The organism is Gimibacter soli (assembly GCF_028463845.1).
GTDB classification, from domain to species: domain Bacteria; phylum Pseudomonadota; class Alphaproteobacteria; order Sphingomonadales; family Kordiimonadaceae; genus Gimibacter; species Gimibacter soli.
On sequence record NZ_CP116805.1, the window covers coordinates 2132082 to 2148715 of the forward strand.

The 16634-nt window shown below is 57.0% G+C and carries 16 protein-coding genes and 1 tRNA gene; 11 read left to right on the plus strand and 6 right to left on the minus strand.

Annotated elements, in window-relative coordinates; genetic code table 11:
• On the minus strand, positions 1 to 1479 hold the full coding sequence (locus tag PH603_RS09975; protein WP_289502324.1) for an alpha/beta hydrolase: 1479 nt from the start codon (positions 1477 to 1479) through the stop codon (positions 1 to 3).
• Between the two features lie 149 nt (positions 1480 to 1628).
• On the opposite strand from PH603_RS09975, the gene PH603_RS09980 reads away from it, so the two are divergent.
• From PH603_RS09980 to PH603_RS10030, 11 genes are all read left to right on the plus strand, one after another.
• A tRNA-Lys gene (locus tag PH603_RS09980) sits at positions 1629 to 1704 on the plus strand.
• A 203-nt stretch (positions 1705 to 1907) separates the two neighbouring features.
• Entirely contained in the window at positions 1908 to 2957 is a 1050-nt protein-coding gene (locus PH603_RS09985; RefSeq protein ID WP_289502327.1) for a lytic murein transglycosylase, read from the plus strand.
• A 126-nt stretch (positions 2958 to 3083) separates the two neighbouring features.
• Positions 3084 to 3875: a septal ring lytic transglycosylase RlpA family protein gene (locus PH603_RS09990; protein WP_289502329.1), complete on the plus strand. Its 792-nt coding sequence runs from the start codon at positions 3084 to 3086 to the stop codon at positions 3873 to 3875.
• A gap of 44 nt (positions 3876 to 3919) precedes the next feature.
• Entirely contained in the window at positions 3920 to 5098 is a 1179-nt protein-coding gene (locus tag PH603_RS09995) for a D-alanyl-D-alanine carboxypeptidase family protein (protein ID WP_289502331.1), read from the plus strand.
• Positions 5099 to 5100: 2 nt separating this feature from the next.
• Positions 5101 to 5745, plus strand: a complete 645-nt coding sequence (gene tmk, locus PH603_RS10000; RefSeq protein WP_289502333.1) for a dTMP kinase — start codon at positions 5101 to 5103, stop codon at positions 5743 to 5745.
• A gap of 1 nt (position 5746) precedes the next feature.
• On the plus strand, positions 5747 to 6877 hold the full coding sequence (locus PH603_RS10005) for a DNA polymerase III subunit delta' (protein WP_289502335.1): 1131 nt from the start codon (positions 5747 to 5749) through the stop codon (positions 6875 to 6877).
• A gap of 37 nt (positions 6878 to 6914) precedes the next feature.
• Positions 6915 to 8468, plus strand: a complete 1554-nt coding sequence (gene metG / locus PH603_RS10010) for a methionine--tRNA ligase (protein WP_289502336.1) — start codon at positions 6915 to 6917, stop codon at positions 8466 to 8468.
• The gene (locus tag PH603_RS10015; protein ID WP_289502338.1) at positions 8468 to 9283 is read left to right on the plus strand and encodes a TatD family hydrolase; all 816 of its coding nucleotides are present in this window, start codon (positions 8468 to 8470) and stop codon (positions 9281 to 9283) included. Before metG ends, PH603_RS10015 begins: the two co-directional genes overlap by 1 nt.
• Before the next feature lie 4 nt (positions 9284 to 9287).
• Complete coding sequence (locus PH603_RS10020; protein WP_289502339.1) at positions 9288 to 10040, plus strand: MBL fold metallo-hydrolase; 753 nt, start codon at positions 9288 to 9290, stop codon at positions 10038 to 10040.
• A gap of 49 nt (positions 10041 to 10089) precedes the next feature.
• A complete protein-coding gene (locus tag PH603_RS10025) occupies positions 10090 to 10857 on the plus strand; it encodes a TIGR02281 family clan AA aspartic protease (RefSeq protein WP_289502341.1) in 768 nt (255 codons plus the stop codon).
• Positions 10858 to 10881: 24 nt separating this feature from the next.
• Complete coding sequence (locus PH603_RS10030; RefSeq protein ID WP_289502343.1) at positions 10882 to 11469, plus strand: NAD(P)H-dependent oxidoreductase; 588 nt, start codon at positions 10882 to 10884, stop codon at positions 11467 to 11469.
• Here PH603_RS10030 and PH603_RS10035 read toward each other — a convergent pair.
• The 5 genes from PH603_RS10035 to PH603_RS10050 all read right to left on the minus strand — a co-directional run bounded on the left by PH603_RS10035 (position 11441) and on the right by PH603_RS10050 (position 16440).
• Positions 11441 to 11965 carry a YaiI/YqxD family protein gene (locus PH603_RS10035; protein ID WP_289502345.1) on the minus strand — a complete coding sequence of 175 codons (525 nt, stop codon included), beginning with the start codon at positions 11963 to 11965 and terminating at the stop codon, positions 11441 to 11443. The two genes, PH603_RS10030 and PH603_RS10035, sit on opposite strands and share 29 nt — an antisense overlap.
• Before the next feature lie 282 nt (positions 11966 to 12247).
• Positions 12248 to 13033 carry a hypothetical protein gene (locus PH603_RS10040; protein ID WP_289502347.1) on the minus strand — a complete coding sequence of 262 codons (786 nt, stop codon included), beginning with the start codon at positions 13031 to 13033 and terminating at the stop codon, positions 12248 to 12250.
• Between the two features lie 63 nt (positions 13034 to 13096).
• Positions 13097 to 13315, minus strand: coding sequence for a KTSC domain-containing protein (locus tag PH603_RS16520; RefSeq protein ID WP_353507351.1), 219 nt, complete (start codon positions 13313 to 13315; stop codon positions 13097 to 13099).
• Positions 13316 to 13319: 4 nt separating this feature from the next.
• A complete protein-coding gene (locus PH603_RS10045) occupies positions 13320 to 15224 on the minus strand; it encodes an ATP-binding protein (RefSeq protein ID WP_289502349.1) in 1905 nt (634 codons plus the stop codon).
• Positions 15214 to 16440, minus strand: coding sequence for an SIR2 family NAD-dependent protein deacylase (locus PH603_RS10050; protein ID WP_289502351.1), 1227 nt, complete (start codon positions 16438 to 16440; stop codon positions 15214 to 15216). The genes PH603_RS10045 and PH603_RS10050 overlap by 11 nt, the downstream gene beginning before the upstream one ends.
• Between the last annotated feature and the right edge of the window lie 194 nt (positions 16441 to 16634).

Here is a 16634-nt window from a genome sequence, read left to right on the forward strand (position 1 = left end):
CTAGCGCACCGAAATCGGCTGGAAGAAGGGTATCTGCAGGTTATCGCGCTTGCAGCTGGATGGAGCTTGCCCTTTCGGGTTCTGGAAAAAGGCGTCGATATCATCAAGCACGCAATCGGCGGCAAGCTGCACCACGTGCCCTGCATTTTCATAGAGGCGGCGCTGCACCATCGGATCGCCTGAAAAGGCATTCTCAACGCTGTTTGCAGGTGTCACAGGGTCCAACGTGCCGCTCAGCACGAAGGTCGGAATAAGCGGCGCTGACAGCCTGTCGATGCTGTCAGGCGGCGTTACCCCCAGCGCGGTGCAGATATGCTGCTGGCGGGCTTTCAGATAGGCCAGCATGGGGCGAAGGGTGGGGTAGGTTGCTGCATCGGCATCAAGGGCCTTGTACCAGCGCGTCATCGGCCATTCGCTGCAGCGGACAATATGATGAACGGCAAAGCTGAGCGCCGGGGTGTCGTCCAGTACATAACCGCTGACGAGACGTGCGAAGCGGCGCTGCAGGTCGGCGTCGCTGCGGGACGCGGCGATATAGGGCAGGTGTCCGGCTTCCACGGGGCTTGCAAGCGCGGAGATGAGCCGTAGTTCAAGGTGGGCTCGCGCGGGCCGTACATATCCAAGCACTTCGCCGGAAGTCTGGTCGCGCAGCCGCATGGCGGGCGCTGATGCCTGATTGAAAGCCGCGAGCCGTGTCATCAGCTTTTCTGCCATGCGTCGGCCCCGCGTAGGACATTTCCTTCGGTAGCCGCACGCGTCTTCGAGCCGGTCGAGAGCGGCCATCAGATTCTGCCCGCTATGCCAGAAGGCCGGCACCCATGGCGTTTCGGGGGAATCAAGGGCAAGGCTGTGCACGAGATCAGGCCGGCGCGCCGCTACATCAAGCGCGATCCGTGCGCCATATGATTCTGCCAGGATATCCACCTTGCCTGCGTCCAACGCCGCCAGTGCCGCTGCAAGCCGCGCTGCTGCGGTGGCGGTACTGAGCGCGGTGGTGCTGTTACTTTGCCGTCCGATGTGACCAAGACAGGCTGCCAGAGGCGTTGCTGGATCACTCGTCATGGGCTCGGCTGCCTCTGGCGTATTTGCAGCTTCCCAAAGCCGTGGGGCGATCTCACCGGCACAAACAAGGGCCGGATTCACACGGCTATCGAGGCCGGGTGGCACCGCCACGAGCAAGGTCCGCTGCCAGCGGTTCGCGAGCGCCTGCATGCGAGGAAACTGCCGATCGGGATACAGGCCCGGACCACCAAAAATATAAACAAGCGGGAGGCGCGCTGGTGTGGCGGGGGTGCCGGGGCGAATGATGAGGATATCCGTTGCATCGGAATTCGGGGCACGACACCGGGCCGGGCCGCCAGTGTCGAGCGTGTCGGGCCCACAAAGTGGAATGTCATCTGCAACAGCATTTTGTGCTGCTACTGCGCCGGTGAGAGCAGCAGTAAAGGCAAGCACAGACAAGGCCTTGATGAAATTCATTCTGCAGGAACCCGATTGCATGTTCCAATGCTACAAACTTGGCCGCAAACCCGCAATATTATTAGGGTTTATGGAAAAATGCATAAGGGGCGATACTTTTCCTTGACCGATGAAATCGATGCCCCTATGTTCCGCCCCGTTCCCGACGGGGGCCCATAGCTCAGCTGGTAGAGCAACTGACTTTTAATCAGTAGGTCACAGGTTCGAATCCTGTTGGGCTCACCATTCAAAACAGGGGTTAGCGATATCTCGCTAACCCCTGTTTCATTTTGTGCGAATTCGGGGCCGAATTCGCCTATCGTACGGTGGCAGAAGGCTTTCCTTGCCAATCGCTCGTCCCTGCCATTAAAAAGCCGGGTTTGAGGGTTGAGTTTGGCTCGCGAGTGCCTACACTTGATCCAACGTTTCGAGCTTTCCGGGGGGAACACATGCAGAGTTTCAAAGGTCTGGCCGCGGCCCTCATGCTGGCAACCACCATGAGTGCTCCGTCGCTGGGCAACGACTCTGCCGAGGCCAAAACGCCCGCTCAGGATCCCGCTTTCACCGAATGGCTTGCCGGCGTGCGCAGCGAAGCGCTGTCGCGCGGTATTGGCGAGGCCACGCTTGATAATGTGCTGCCTGGCATCAGCCCCATCGAGCGGGTGATCAAAAGCGACAAGGCCCAGCCCGAATTCAAGGAAACCTACGCCACCTATCTTCAGAAGCGCGTCTCCGACTGGCGCAAGACGAAGGGAGGTGAGATGGTTGTCGAACATGCCGACGCTCTAGCTGCGGCCCAAGGCAAATACGGCGTGCAGGGCAGGGTGATCGCTGCCATCTGGGGGATCGAGACCAATTACGGCACGATCCCGCTCACTTATTCAGCGTTCGATACGATTGCGACCCTCGCCTATGACAAGCGCCGGGCCGACCGTTTCCGCCGTGAACTGTTTGCTGCTCTCGAGATTGTCGACCGTGGCTATGCCGACCTCGACGAGATGAAAAGCAGCTGGGCTGGTGCCCTTGGCCAGCCGCAATTCATGCCGGAAGCCTATCTGCGCTTCGCCGTGGATATGGACGGCGACGGCCACCGCAATATCTGGACATCGCACGCCGATGTTTTCGGCTCCATTGCCCATTATCTGAACATGAATGGCTGGAAGGGGAACGAGACCTGGGGTCGCCCTGTGCGTCTGCCCAAAAAGGGTGGCGCTGATCTGGTTGGCCAGCAGGCTGATGGCGTGACCCCGCCCGCGCACTGCAAGGCCTACAAGACGCTGGGTGGCTGGCGTTCGCTTGCTGACTGGCAGGCAGCCGGTATCCGCCGTCTTTCGGGCGATGACCTGCCTGCCGTCGATATCGCTGCAGCACTTGTGGTGGGTGACGAGGAAGACGATCAGGCCTATCTGGTTTATGGCAACTTTTGCTCGATCATGCGGTACAATCCCGCATTCCGTTATGCGCTTGCTGTCGGGCTTCTGTCCGACACGTTCAAATAGGTTCGTGCCTTGAAAAGTCTTCCGCTTTCCATTCTGGTCGCTTCTTCGGTTCTTGTTGCCGCTTGCTCGAGCGGCCCATCGCATCAGGGCTCGTCAGTACCCACAGCGCGCAGCAGCACCATTCCGATGACCAAGGATGGTCGCAAGATCGGCAATCCCTATCAGGTGGCGGGCGTCTGGTACTATCCGAAGGACGACCCGAGCTACGATGAAACCGGTTATGCCTCCTGGTATGGCACCGAGTTCCACGGCAAGAAGACCGCGAACGGCGAAGTCTTCGATATGAACACCCTGTCGGCAGCTCACAAGACGCTGCCGCTGCCGTCCTATGTGAAGGTCACGAACCTCGAGAACAACCGCACCATGGTCATTCGGGTGAATGATCGGGGACCGTTCGTTTCCGGACGTATCATCGATATTTCGCGGCGCGGGGCCCAGCTTCTCGGCTTCCACGCACAGGGCCTGACCAAGGTTCGGGTGCAGGTGAGCGACGAATATGGCAATCCGCTGTCGGCTGGCCGGGCGCTGAGTGAAGGCCCGCGGGAGGCTGCACCGGCACAGGTCGCCTCGAACGATGTTCTGGTGGAAGAAAGCCTTGATGCGCCGGCGGGCGAACCCTTGCCTGTGGCACCTGTGGCCGCGCCGCCGGTGCGGACATCGGCACCGGTTGTGGCATCGTCAGCCTCTGGCGGTCACTATGTGCAGATCGGGGCCTTTTCGGATCGCTCCGGCGCCGAGGCGCAGGCCCGCAAACTCGAATCAATCGGCGAGCAGGCAGAGATCGAGCCCGTGGAATCCGGTGGTCGCCGCTTGTGGCGTGTGCGGATCGGGCCTTTCTCGCTGAAAAATGTCGCGGATAGCGTGCTTTCGAAGGTCGTTTCCAACGGCTTTTTTGACGCGCGCGTGATGAGCCGCTAAACCAGTTTCTGAACCTTGAAACCAAATAACCATCCGGGAACAAGATGATGCTGAAGACTTCTGCGATTGCTGGTTTGCTGGCAGTCGCCCTCACGGCCAATGCCACCGCCCAGGAAATGGATTCGCCGGCGCGCGAAGCGATCCTCCTGGACGCCAGCACCAACACCGTACTCTTTGAGAAGAATGCCGACACGCCGTTCCCGCCGGCCTCAATGAGCAAGCTGATGACCGTCTATATGGCCTTCGACGCCATCAAGCGCGGCAAGCTAAGCCTTGAGGATCAGGTAACCGTTTCGCCCGATACCTGGCGCAAGTGGAACAATCAGGGCTCCACCATGTTCCTGAGCCCCAATGATGTGGTCACGATCCATGATCTGCTGATGGGCATCATCGTGCTTTCCGGTAACGATGCCTGCGTGGTGCTGGCCGAATATATGGCCGGCAGCCACGATACCTTCGCCGAGTGGATGAACACCAAGGCGCAGGAAATCGGCATGACGAACAGCTATTTCCTCAATGCCAACGGCTGGCCGGCGGCGGGCCATGAGATGAGCGCGCGTGACCTCGCCACGCTTTCCTATCATCTGGCGACCGATTTCCCCGAGCTTTACGAGCTCTTCAAGGTTCGCGAGTTTCTCTACAAGGATTACAAATCCAACCGTTTCAACCGCAATCCGCTGCTGGGTCGTTTCCCGGGCGCGGACGGCCTGAAGACCGGTCACACGGAAGAATCGGGCTATGGCCTCACGGCATCTGCCGTGCAGAAGGGCCGCCGCCTGATCCTTGTCGTCGGCGGGCTTTCCTCGATGGCTGAACGCGCGCGTGAGAGCGAGCGGCTGCTGCAGTATGGCTTCCGCAATTTCGGCTATTATCCGCTCTTCAAGGCTGGTGAGGCCGTCGACAATGCCGATGTATGGCTCGGGCAGGCCGGCACCGTGCCGCTTGTGGTCGAAAAGGACCTTGGCATCACCCTGTCACGCGGCCAGCGCAGCAAGATGCAGGTGACGGTCAATTATATGGGGCCGGTGAAGGCGCCGATCACCAAGGGGCAGGAACTTGGCTCGCTGACCATCAGCGCTCCGGACCGCAAGGATGTGACCGTGCCGCTCATCGCTGGTGCTTCTGTTGAGGAAATTAGCGGCTTTGGCCGTCTCGGCGCAGCGCTCAGCTATTTCATCTTCGGCTCCAGCGCGCCTGCCGAACAACCTGCTGCTGCCGAGTGATCGTGACGCGCGGCCGGTTCATTACGCTTGAAGGCGGGGAGGGCGCTGGGAAATCCACCCAGATTCGCCGCCTCGCCGCCCGGCTGCAGGCATCAGGCCTAAAGGTGCTTCTCACCCGCGAGCCCGGCGGGTCGCCGGGGGCGGAGGAAATCCGCAGCCTTCTGGTGACCGGTGAGCCCGGCCGCTGGACCCCGATGACCGAGGCACTGCTTGTAACCGCCGCACGGGCCGACCATGTGGCGCGCACCGTTATCCCGGCCCTTGAGCGGGGTGACTGGGTCATTTCCGACCGCTTTTACGATTCCACCATTGCCTATCAGGGCTATGCCCACGGGCTGGGTGCTGAAAAGATGGAAGACTTGCAGCGACTGGCACTTGGCGATCTGGCGCCTGACCTGACGCTGATCCTTGATCTGCCGGTGGACGTGGGCCTTGCCCGCGCCGGATACAGGGAAGGGCAGGTGAAAGGCGGCGAGGACCGTTTTGAGCGTATGCCGAAAAGCTTCCACGAAGCGCTCGCCGATGGTTTCCGCCAGATTGCCGAAACCCACAAGGACCGCTGCGCCCTGATCGACGCGGCGGGCGATGCCGATGCCGTCGAGGCCGCCATCTGGGCGGTGGCGCAGGCCAGACTGGGGCTCGGCTGACATGGCAGAGGCAGCAACCAGCCCGATTTTCGAGGATGACCCGCGTTTCACCCGTGATCTGGTGGGGCATGAGGCAGCAGAGCGGACGTTTCTGGACGCCTATCTGGGCGGACGCCTGCATCATGCATGGCTGATCACCGGCCCCAAGGGTGTGGGCAAGGCCACGCTTGCCTGGCGGATTGCCAAGTTCCTGTGCGCTGAAGACGCAGCCGAGGAAGCCGACGCTGGCGGCCTGTTTGGTGATGCTTTGCCGAAAGAGCCACCCCAAAGCCTCGCGACTGACCCTGAGAATGCTGTGATCCAGCGTATTCTTTCTGGCGGCCACGGCGGCATCCGGGTGATCGAGCGCACGGTCAACGAAAAGACCGGCAAGATGCGCACGGAAATCCCCATCGATGACGTGCGCGGGCTGACGAGCTTCTTCCAGCAGACAAGCGCTGAAGGTGGCTGGCGGATCGCCGTTATCGATGCGGTGGACGAGCTGAACACTGCGGCCTCGAACGCGCTTCTGAAGCTTCTGGAAGAACCGCCGCACAAATCCATCCTTCTTCTCGTCGCGCATGCGCCGGGCCGGCTGTTGCCGACCATCCGCAGTCGCTGCCGGACGCTGGCGCTGCGGCCACTTTCCGCTGGCGAGGTGGCAAATGTGCTTTCCACCCGCTGCCCGGACCTTGATACCGCCAACCTGCAGGGGCTTGCCGCCCTTTCAGAAGGCGCACCGGGCAGGGCGATTGCTCTGCAGGCGCAAGGCGGCATGGTGCTTTATGAAACGCTTTCCGGCATGATGGCCGCGCTGCCGGACCTGACCATGACAGCGGTTCACGGCCTTGCCGATACGCTGGCCGCTGCCAAAAACGATGCCGATTACCGGCTTTTCGTTACCCTGACGACCGGCTGGCTGGAGCGGCTGGTGCGTTTCGCGGCCTCCGGCATGGTCGGGCCCGAAGTGGTGCCCGGCGAAACCGCCGCGATGCAGCGTCTTGGCACGCTTGCGGGGGTTGATCGCTGGCTCGCGCTGTGGGAAAAGGTGGGCCAGCAGTTTGCCCGCGCCGATGCGGTCAATCTGGACCGCAAGCAGGTCATCCTTTCCTTCTTCACCTCGGCGATGGCCGTGGCACGCGGGCAGGGTTGATCGCTCGTTTTTTCAGTCCCTATCCCGTGAGAATGCCATGACCGACCGGCCGTCCTATTACATCACGACGCCCATCTATTATGTGAACGATGTACCGCACATCGGCCACGCCTATACGACGCTTGCCTGCGATGTGCTGGCGCGTTTCAAGCGGCTGGCTGGTTTCGACGTGATGTTCCTGACCGGCACGGACGAACACGGCCAGAAAGTGGAAAAGTCCGCCGAGAAAGCCGGCGTCGACCCGCAGGCCTTCTGCGACCGCGTCTCCGAACGCTTCCGCGATCTTGCGAGCGCGATGAATTATTCGAACGACCAATTCATCCGCACCACCGAAGACCGGCACAAGAAAGCTGTTCAACATCTTTGGAAGGAACTCGTCGCAAAGGGTTATATTTACGAAGATAAATACGCTGGCTGGTACTCGGTTCGCGATGAAGCTTTCTACGGTGAAGGCGAGCTCATCGATGGTCCGGACGGTGGCAAGGTGGCCCCGACCGGCGCACCGGTTGAGTGGGTCGAGGAGCCAAGCTTCTTCTTCAAACTTTCGGCGTTCGAGGACAAGCTTCTGGCGCTTTACGACAGCCAGGAAGATTTCGTGCTGCCGAAATCGCGCCTCAACGAGGTACGCAGCTTCGTCAAAGGCGGCCTTGAGGATCTGTCAATCAGCCGCACCACCTTCAGCTGGGGTGTGCCGGTGCCCGATGTGCCGGGACATATCATGTATGTCTGGATCGATGCGCTGACCAACTATCTGACCGCCATCGGTTATCCGGATACGAATAGCGAGACCTACAAGAAATATTGGCCGGCGAATGTGCATATGGTTGGCAAGGATATCCTGCGCTTCCACGCCGTTTACTGGCCGGCCTTCCTGATGGCGGCTGACCTGCCGGTGCCACAGCGTGTGTTCGCCCATGGCTGGTGGACGAACGAAGGCCAGAAGATTTCGAAATCGCTTGGCAACGTGATCGACCCCTTCGCGCTCATTGAAAGCCATGGTCTTGATCCGGTTCGTTTCTTCCTGCTGCGCGAAGTCCCGTTTGGCAACGACGGCGATTTCTCGGAGCGTGCCTTCCTGATCCGCTGCAACGCCGATCTTTCGAACAATTTCGGCAATCTGGCGCAGCGTTCGCTGTCGATGATTTTCAAAAACTGCGATGGTGTTGTGCCAACGCCCGGCGCCTTCTCGGATGCCGACAAGGCAATCCTGAATGCCGTTGAGGGCCTCTTGCCTGTCGTGCGGGGCCATATGGACCGTCAGGCCTTCAACCTGGCGCTCGATGCCATCTGGGGCGTGGTTGGTGAAGCCAACGTCTATATCGCCAACGAAGCGCCCTGGACGCTGAAGAAAACCGACCCCGAGCGTATGGCAACGGTTCTTTATGTAACGGCTGAGTGCGTGCGCCAGCTGGCCATCCTCATCCAGCCCTTCATGCCGATGGCGATGGAAAAGATGCTGGACCAGATGGCGGTGGAAGGGCGCGGGTTTGATACCCTTGGCGAGGCTGGCCGCCTGAAGCCCGGCGCGGCGATTGCCCAGCCGCAAGGCGTGTTCCCGCGCTTTGAAGTGCCGGCCGAGGGTGCTGCCTGATGGCCGACGGGTTCGGATATCTGGTCGATAGCCACTGTCACCTGAATTACAAGGGCCTCAAGGAAGACGAGGGCGCGGTGATCGGTCGTGCCCGCGAGGCCGGCGTCGGCACCATGCTGACGATCAACACCAAACTCCGTGAGTTTGACGAGTGCCTGCGCATCGCCGAAGCCAATGGCGACATATATGCCAGCGTGGGCATCCACCCGCATGAGGCCGAGAATGAGCCCAATGTGGCACTGGGGGAGCTCACGAAGCGTGCAGCGCACCCTAAGGTCGTCGGTATCGGTGAAACCGGCCTCGACTATTATTACGACAATGCCCCGCGCGATCTGCAGCAGGCGAATTTCCGCACCCATATCCGGGCCGCGCGCGAAACCGGTCTGCCGGTGATCATCCATACCCGCGATGCGGATGAAGACTGCGTGGCGATCCTCAAAGAAGAAATCGCCGATGGCGGCAGCTTTAAGGGGCTCATCCATTGCTTCACGGCTAGCCAGTGGCTGGCGGATGAAGTGCTGGCGATGGGGCTTTCGATCTCGATCTCCGGCATCGTGACCTTCAAAAGTGCGAAGGACCTGCAGGCCACCGTGAGGGCCCTGCCGATGGACCGGCTGCTCGTTGAAACCGACGCGCCCTTCCTGGCGCCCGTGCCGCACCGGGGCAAGGTGTGCGAACCCGCCTTTGTGGCCGATACGGCGCGCTTCGTGGCAGACCTTAAAGGTGTGAGCTTCGAGGAACTTCAGGAAGTCACGACGGCCAACTTCTTCAATCTGTTTGACAAGGCGAAGCCGCCGGTGCGGGCAGGGGCATAAGGCCATGAAGCTGACGATCCTTGGCTGTGGTACGTCGGGCGGGGTTCCGCGCCTGCCGGAATATTGGGGCAAGTGCGATCCGAGCGAGCCAAGAAATCGCCGTCGCCGGTCGAGCATCCTCATTGAGGAGGCTGGCACCACGCTTCTAGTCGACACCACGCCGGACCTGCGCCAGCAGATGCTGGATGCGGGCGTGCATAAGCTGGACGCGGTTTTCTATACCCACGATCATGCCGATCATACCCACGGCATCGATGACCTGCGCGGCTTTTTTCAGGCGACGCGCGAAAAGGTGCCGGTTTACGGCGATGCCTTCACGCTTGAGGTGCTGAAAGCCAGGTTCGATTACATCTTCCGCCAGAAGGGCGACTACCCGGCCATTGCGAAGGCGCATGTGATGAACGGCCCCGTCAAGGTTGGTCCCATCACCATGATCCCGTTCGAGCAAGGCCATGGTGATGGCATTTCCTACGGTTTCCGCTTCGGCGACATGGCCTATTCGACGGACCTGAATGTGATGCCGGAAAGCGCCTTTGAAGCCCTTGAAGGCGTGAAGGTGTGGGTGGTGGATGCGCTGCGGCCCGAACCGCACCCGACGCACACGCACCTTGCCCAGACGCTGGAATGGATCGAGCGCGTGAAGCCAGCCCGCGCTATCCTCACCCATATGACATGGGACATGGACTATCAGACGCTGAAAGCCTCGCTCCCGGCCGGCATTGAACCTGCCTATGATGGCATGGTGATCGAGCTTTGACAGGCGCATTTGCCGCGCTAAGCTCGGCCCATACCGGAGAGGGAAGGGTATGAGCAACAATCCCTGGCATCAGGTGCCGGAAAGCAACGGGCAGAACGGCCAGAATGGGCAAAACGGGCAGGGCGGCGGGCAAGACCCCCGCGAGCCACGTGGCCGTTTCGGGCTTTTTATCGCCTTCCTCATCGGCCTCGCACTTCTCATGTTCGTGCTCTATCAGCTCCGGCCCGATGTCGGGCTTGGGCGGCCTGAGGTGTGGCGCTCGCTCCTGATTGTCGTTTTCGTCGGCGGCTCGGCGATATACTGGAGCAGGGCACGACTTTCCGACCTGATGCGTGCCGCCGGGCTTTGGGTTCTGATCATCGCCGGGATCGGCGCCTTCTATATGATGGGTAACGATGTTTCGGACCGGATCATGAGCGAACTAGACCCGAGCGGTGTGCGCGGCACATCCGAAGGCCTGATGGTGCGCCGTGCGGCTGACGGCCATTTCTGGCTGCGGACGGAACTGAACGGATCGCCGATCCTGATGATGGTGGACACGGGCGCCAGCCACATTGTGCTGAGCCGCGAGGACGCAAAACGCGCCGGGATCAATCTCGCGAGCCTTGAATTCACCAGCATCGCCGAAACCGCCAATGGCCGGGTGCGCTTCGCTTTTGCGGGCGGCAACCAGATGGCGCTGGGCGATGTTGTTTTCGATGATGTCACCGTCACGGTGAATGGTGGCGAGCTGCCGGGTTCACTGTTTGGCATGGCGGGCCTGCGGCGTTTTGGCAGCTTTGAAATCGCCGGGGATACGCTTATCCTGAAGCCATGATGCATCAATCGGGGAGGCTTCGTGATGAGCCGCAAAATCCTGATCCTGCAAGGCCATCCGGACGGGCGCGGCGGCCATTTCTGCCATGCCCTTGCCAATGCCTACGCCGAAGGCGCGGTGAAGGCAGGGCACGCGGTGGGCACAATCGATGTTGCCAGCATCGAAGGCCTGACCTTCATGACCGACCCGGCCGATTTCGCAAAGCCGGCGCCAGCACCCATCGCAGCAGCGCAGGATGCTGTGATGGAATGCGATCATATGGTGATCATATTTCCTTTATGGCTTGGTATGTTGCCGGCCACTCTTAAAGCGTTTTTGGAGCAATTGAGCCGCTCTGAATTTGTGCTAGGCGCCAATGACAAGGGCGGCTGGCCGGCGCAGAAGCTGAAGGGCAGGTCAGCCCATGTGATTGTCACCATGGGCATGCCGGGCTTTGCCTTCCGGCTGTTTTTTCGCGCCCACGGCGTGAAGGCGCTCGAGACCGCGTTTCTCAGGATTAGTGGTGTGAAGCCCGTGAAAAACACCTATATCGGTGGTGTTGAAGCCATGGGCGACAAGGGCCGCAAAGGCTGGCTGGAACGGATCAGGAACGTGGCTGCAAGTTTGCGCTAACCAACCGTTTTCGCAACTGAATCAGTGTTTCAAGGCCAACCTTGAAATCCGACCGCTGACGGTTTGAAAAAGGCTTGTTCATGCCCGAAATCTCGCCCATGGCGCGGAGCTGGCTGTTCAGCTCCCGCATCGCAACCGCCGAGGCGATATTCTGCGCCGTGAACGGCCGACCGTCCGGCCCGATGGCAGCACCACCGGCTTTCAGCACGCGCTCGGCCAGCAGAATATCGGCGGTGACGACAATCGAGGCAGTGCTTGTCCGGTCGGCGATCCAGTTGTCGGCTTCATCGAAACCGTCGCCAACAACGATCTTGTGGACATTGGCGCCGACATCGAGCCGCAGCCACTGGTTGGACACCAGAAACACCGCCATTCCATGCCGCGCGCCGATCACCAGGATTTCCGATTTCACCGGGCAGGCGTCCGCATCGACAATCAGATGAACCGTTGCAGGATCAGGGAGCGCGGGCGGAGGATTTTCGCTAACATCGTTCATATGGGCGTTTTAGTCGCATCGCAGCCAAATGGCCATAGAGATATGCATCTATTGTTGCCCATAATATAAATTATGCGTTATTTATACGAGGAACCCCCGGCTAGTCCCAATGATGTAGAATTACGGTGAGCCCGGGTGTGCGGTGACTTAGAAATTGTCACTGAGTGACTTTGGTTGTGTCATCTTGCGTGAGCGAGCAATTTTCGCAAAGTTCGAACGCATTTCGTAAGTGACGAATCTTTCCAAAAATTGCGAGTGGGTCCTTGTCATGAATTTTGCGGCCTATCGAAATTGGCTGTCTGGAACCCCTGGGGCTCTGCGGATATACCTAATGCCCTCTCGCTCGAAGACAATGTCTCGTATAGGGTCCAACCGATTGTCCCAAAATTCCGGGTTTAATTGATCGCGCATCATAGCCGTCATCGCATCACCGTAACGATCCATAAGCTTTTCCCTAAAAGCCACTTCATGCGTCCATTTGTTTGATCCAATTTCTTGCCGAGCTAAACAATCTGCCTGAAAATGGACAACGATGCCTAAACCGCCCTGATGGCAAGAAGGCGTAATACAAAACGCGTAATCTATCTGAGAGCTATCGCGTCGAACGCGATCAATAATAAGTTTGCAAAAATTCTCGTGTGTCAGATAGCTGTAGCCATTGTTAACAACGATGAGAATCCCAGCATGACGTACTGCATTCAAATCTGCTCTGGTGTCTTTTATTTGCGCTGAAGCCTTTTTGAGCGGACCTTGAAGCGGCTTTGATATGATCTCTTCGATAGCTTCACGGAATGAAACGTCTACGCTATCAAGGTCAATATCGATCTCCGTCTTACCATCACTGCTGCGATCGAAAATTTTTGCTACTTTGTCTTGACGTCCTGGCTCCAGAATGCCCTCTTTCTCGATTAGTTTAAGCTCAAGAACGGCGTTGGGCCCAATATAGTCGGCGTTCTTTCTTCCTGCCTTTAGATGCATGAGCTCTTCGTATCGGTGCCACCCTAGATCCTTAATAATGCCGTCGATGAAACTTTCCGTCACCCTTGGCACAGGAAATAATGGTTCCATGAGACCTCCCCTGCTTCTCTCAAGCAATATCAAACGGCTGCCTTAAGGTGGCTACTGGTATCTTCAAACTCTACTGTATCGATAATAACCCTTCACAGATTGGTGCATAAAGGTTCCTTTGGAACCGGCATTTTTTAGGCCGTCCCAGATGTTACTTGGGACATCATAATATTGATATACCGCGCCAGACAGGAATGTTACCTCAAGTGTTGAGGTAACATCGTCATATCGCAGACTGGCGATATTTGACGAACTGAAGTCTGAATGAATTTCCCAGGCCATAATATTATTCCTCTCTGATTTTGGGACCTACGTTGGGATTCTGTCTTCTCCAAGCAGTTGTCAGCGATTGATAGCTCTTAGAGTCACGTCCCAGACGAATACCCCATCCGCCAGGAACCATAGAAATATCAGGGGGCAAATCGTCACAAACGATGGGGTCTAAACTGTCAGGTCTTCTATCGATAGGTGGCGCGATAATATTGGCACGCATAGGTAATCCAACCGCCTCCCCGACGATAATGGCTTCACCCGTCCGCAATATCGAAAGCATATTGGTTAGGCCATCGAGGTTATCGGAGAGCGTCCCTGTGACGTGTGATCTATCTGCTGCATTATTTAGGCGAAGCGCAAAAAACGTCCCGCACTGGGAGAGTATCGTGGGATTAATTTCAGACGGACGTTGACTTACAACCATCGCGCCAATCCCATACTTCCTGCCTTCCTTTACAATTCGTTGGACGATTGAGGATGCAAGACCATTGTTGCTTTCATTGAGATAGTTGTGAGCCTCTTCCATGACGAGTAAAAGCGGTCGCTCCCGTCCGCCTTGTGAGAGATTACGTGCCCAGAACAGCCCGTCGTAGAATATCCGCAGAAGAATCCCAATGACGTCATTGGTTATGGAATGTGGCACCCCTGAAAGATCGAGAATGGTTATTGGTTTTTCTGAACCAATCCAATCCTCCATTAGGTCTGCGAGGTCGGCATCTGTTTTGCCACTTGAATCCACTGCCCATGGGCCTGGTTTGAGAAAAAAGTCAAATCTCGGGATCCGTAATTTTGCACCAAGGTTCTCAAGCTGACCTCGAATGTTCAGAGGATTTGGGAGATAGTTGATTTTCTCAGGATCCCCGGTGAGGTTTTTAACCTTTTTGAAGACTGGTGCAATGCCGGCCATGGCGTCACCCCGTAAAGCCGCACCCTCGGGATTGGTTTCGAAGGCCCAGTTCTCTGGCTCAGGCTTTTTATTGGTATCGGAATAATAGGTGCCAAACTCAGCGCAATACAGCTCGTGCCAAAGCTCGTGCAAACTGAAAGGTACAGGTGTGTCGACATTCAAGGAATCCGGTGAGGCGCCTTCCTTGGGGTAAGCTTTTAATGCTTCTGATTTGTAATGAAGAATTTTTTCCAGAATTATGTTTCTTGCCTTCGATTCTGGCGAAATGTCCCCAAATGTAACTTTCAAGAGTTCGTCAAAGCTCATAGCCCAATACGGCAGGTATAAGGGCTTTTCGTTGGCGTTCCTAGGATCAGGGGATATCCTATAAATGTTCGCACGATCACCTAATGCCTTGCCGTATTCACCATGCAGGTCAATAACGACAATGCGGGCGGAGGGAAATCGCTCAACGTTGGAGAGCGCTGAGAGCAAAGACGCCACTGTAGTGGATTTACCTGAGCCGGTGGTTCCGACAACAGCAGAATGGCGTGTAACGAGTTTGTTTATATCAACCAATGCATCAATTGACTCTGCGCCAGCGATGTGGCCGACCTTGACAAGGTGATTTTGTTTACCTTTTTGGCCATAAATCCCTGCGAGATCATTTTCGGATACTAAATGTACCTCGTCTTCGATGGTTGGGTATTGCGCGATCCCACGGTGAAAACTCCCGCCTTGATCTCCTTCTCCAACGAGCTGAATTCTGAGCCATCGATGCCCAAACGGTTCTTTTTCGAGCAATGCCTCGGGAACCGCGCCGGCGCCAACCTGCGTAACGATGCCAAACAGGCTTGTATACCCAATCGGAATTTTTACGAAACTACCAGGTTGACCTATGCGGTATGCCTGTCCGTCAACAAACGTCAGCCCAGAGAATTGGAAGTTGTTTAAGCGAACACTGACCGATGCCCCACTGACATCTTGCACAGTTCCAATCAATGTGGCCGAAGCGGAAGTTCTATTCTTCATGTTCGCCCCGCACATTGCCGCTTAAACTCTTTAGAAGATTTGCAAATTGTAGGAAGTCGCCGAGACGCAATTCGCACTCTTGTCGGTCCTCATCAGCATTGGTATCTCTCGGTGGAATTAATATGCTCTCCATATCTGGAAGCTGTGTTCCCTCTTCAAAATACCACCCACCCAGCTTGCGTCCAATTATGGCTCCATCAAACGCAACTAAGCTGAGGTTGGGCGATTTGAGCGCGCAATCTCTAGCATTGGCGTATTTTGCATCGTCAATCTTCCCGTAGATAAAAGCGTAGACCATCCCAGATGAATTGCTGGCTAAGCTTCGGCACAGCACATCATTTATATGTTCGTCTGAAAAGGAGTAACCTGCCAAGAACAACACAGAACCCGGTTTGAGCAGAAATTCTTTCAGACGATCTAGCATCGCCAAGTACGGCATTTTCCTGCTCTGGTCATATTTTAGGTGCGATGGATAGATTAAGTAGCGGCTATCACTATCAACCTTGTCACTACGCACAACGTTTCCGTTGGAATCTAGGCGCCAATTGATAGAGCCATGCACCTTCCATAGACGCGTCCATCGTGCAGGAAGCAGTGATTCATTCTCGACAGCGCCAAGGTCAAAAAACGCAGCTTTTGTCCCTACAAATCCATCAAAATAGGGAGCCAACGATTCTTCAAGAGCCTGTTCAAGGAGCAGATCATAATTGGTTGTGAAGATGTGAACCGGAAAAACCCGTTCAAGTCCTCTCAGCCAGAGAGCCAGATTGTGGTAAGGTGTGTTCGCAGTCGGCAGGGCCTTATCAACGAGTTGAGAAATATTTTGAGAAATATGCCTGTCTAGCTCTTCGAGCTCGGCGTAATTAAAGCCTCTCACCTGCCCCTTGCCGGCGACCGCGCGCAGAGCTCGTACAGCCGTCAAAATATCCTCAATATTGGGGTCCCGCTTACCATCCTCTTTTAAAAGTGTGACAAGTCTATCCCAGTGGCTTGGCGCTTGCGTTTTGGGTGCTGTGAGCCGCTCTCCAATACATGCTGTAAGTCCCGCAACGTCTGGAATAATTGGACCTGCATCATTTCCCTTTGGGTCCGTAATACGTACAGAAAGTGGACACCCTGCTCCGATAAAAAAACCTAACGACTTCTTATTCTGAGAAAGTGCCTGACGAATATAAGTCAATTGCCGAACCACGTTGTGGGTCACCGTCTCCGCCATCGCTTTCCCCCTGACGATTCATAAATTTATCACGACTCAAAATTGCATATAACTCTACCATTCAATTGGTGCTGTTGCCGCCAGATTTTACCATCGATAACTTTCACTTATCGTTGCTAATCGCCCCGGTTTTGCCCGGATTTCCCTGAAATCGACGCCGCAAAGGGCCGGATTCTGCGCCCTGCCCGCGCCGC